Source organism: Thermogemmatispora sp. (assembly GCF_019683755.1).
Taxonomy (GTDB): domain Bacteria; phylum Chloroflexota; class Ktedonobacteria; order Ktedonobacterales; family Ktedonobacteraceae; genus Thermogemmatispora.
Genome location: NZ_JADGHT010000529.1, coordinates 1 through 2,131, shown reverse-complemented (window position 1 = coordinate 2,131; position 2,131 = coordinate 1). Strand labels below are relative to the sequence as shown.

The 2,131-nt window shown below is 58.9% G+C and carries 2 protein-coding genes; both read right to left on the bottom strand.

The window, feature by feature from the left end; translation table 11 throughout:
• The coding region (locus IRZ24_RS19640; protein ID WP_297168280.1) for an ABC transporter ATP-binding protein at positions 1-782 on the bottom strand (782 nt) is incomplete at its 3' end.
• Between the two features lie 213 nt (positions 783-995).
• Complete coding sequence (locus tag IRZ24_RS19635) at positions 996-1,607, bottom strand: ECF transporter S component (RefSeq protein ID WP_297168277.1); 612 nt, start codon at positions 1,605-1,607, stop codon at positions 996-998.
• Positions 1,608-2,131 lie beyond the last annotated feature (524 nt).

Genomic DNA, 2,131 nt, shown 5'->3' with positions numbered 1-2,131 from the left:
GCGTGAGCCAGCCTGGCAACCTGGGGCACCCATACCCCTAGCTCCTGCAATGTCCCCAAATGCTCGCCTAGCACCTGGCGTGGTGGACCATCTACAACCACCTGACCCCGCTTGTCGAGAACCACCATGCGCTCCACCAGATCCATCAGCTCATCAAGGCGGTGCTCAATCAGCACAATCGTGAAGCGGCCCGTTTCCCGGCAGCGGCGCAGCAGCCCAAAGACCTCCTGGGTCCCCTGTGGGTCCAGATTAGCCGTCGGCTCGTCAAAAACCAGGATCTCAGGCTCGAGAGCCAACAGAGCTGCCAGCGCTACCCGTTGCTTCTCTCCACCTGAAAGCTGCTCAACACGCCGATAGCGCAGCTCCGTCAAACCGACGAGCGCCAGACTCTCGCTGATCCGGCGCTCCATCTCCGCCGGCGAGAAGCAGAGATTTTCCAGCCCGAAAGCGATCTCATCCTCCACAGTAAACATCACAAACTGCGCCTCTGGGTCCTGGAAGAGCAGACCGACCCGCTGCGCCAGCGTAGCCACACTTGTTTGCCGCGTATCGAAGCCGGCCACGCGCACATACCCGCTCTGCACCTTCCCGATGCTGTGAGGAATCAAACCGTTCAGCGTCAGGGCCAGCGTGCTCTTGCCGCTGCCCGAGGGACCAAGCAACAGCACGGTCTCACCGGCAGCCAGCCGGAGCTGAAGCCGTTCCAGAGCCGGCGTGCGCCGCCCGGGATACTTAACCGTCAGATCCTCGATCTCAATGAGAGCCGTCCTTGTCTTGCTCATCGCCTTTCTCCTCTGCCAGCCTCTACCGCTCTGCCTTGCTCTCTGCCCAACTCGCCAACTGTCTGCCCACTATGGCGAACGTAACTAGCAGCTAAAGGCTGAGGTTGGGGCTGGTCGGCTGTGACCAACCCCAACGAGAGGCTGAGGTAGCGCTGATCTGGCGCAACAGGAAGAGCCAGATGCACTGGTCTCCCTGGGCCAGCCAGGAGGGAACTAGATTTCATCCTGTTCGCGGCGGATTGTGCCAGCCAAGACCCCCGTGCGAGCCGCCGCATCCCCCAGATACTTCGCCAGGATACCGCTCAGTGTGCTGCTTACAAGAGTGATGGCGATCACTCCGATCAGCACCGGTAGCGCCAGTTTGAAGGCCGAAGGATAGAAGATTGCGTAGATAATGAGCATTGCAATCCCGCCCACAAACCCAGTCAGGGCCATCCAGGGTAAGCCAAAGTGACGGTAGCGTGTGCCAATAGCCACGCTGATCTCGCCCGAACAGGCGTAGAGAATACCGGTGATCATGATCGATGGCCCATAGGGCGAGATGGGCAGCGACACAAAACAGTAGAGCAGGGCAATCAAAAAGGCCGCACCTGGCCTGCGTAAGGCATAGGCAATGAAGAAGCCAGGCAAAATATACAATCCAACCCAGGCCCAGGCCACAATCGGGCCGAGCACTACGGATAGCATGTATGGATAGAGTAAGGCGCCAAGCAAGAGGCCGAAGACAACACTGATGGCCGCCAGAATCAAAATATCGCGCGTGCTCCAGGCCAACAGTGATACCCAGGATCGTGCCGGCTGCCTTACTTCCGTCTGTCTACTCATCCGGTCATACTCCTCTAATAGTGAAAGGCAGAGGCCATCGCTTACCTGCGCTGGCCTTCCCAGCATATTAGGTAGACCTAATATCCGACTACGCTGCTAAGATATTAGGGCATGCTAATACCAACTGTCAAGAGGCGGAGGGCTCAGTGCAGGCAGTCTCTGCTGAGATCAGCAAAACTACTGATCAAGCTGGCATTGTAACGGCGTCGGAGTGCTGGCGGCGAGACGTAACAATACACTGGGAGCAGGTGAGCAGGAAGGCGGAAAAAGAAGAGCTGGGACAAAGATCAGCGCGGCTACAGCGAACGGAGAGGCGCGAAGGGAGCAAGCGACAATAGCCGGGCGAGCCGCAAGCTGTCTCGGCTACTTGTGGCGGGAGGAACCTGAGAAGATAGGAACAATCTTCCTGGCGAGCAATCAGCCTTGCTCGACTGAAGGGCAGTCAGCCGACGCCAGGGGCCGGAGGGCCTGACTGTGCGGGGGCTGAACGGGACTGAACGGCACAATCGGGAGGGGGCGGGAAT

What these genes read in the sequence shown, in the direction of transcription:
- IRZ24_RS19635 (WP_297168277.1), bottom strand. Translation starts at nt 1,607, where the DNA reads ATGAGTAGACAGACGGAAGTAAGGCAGCCGGCACGATCCTGGGTATCA.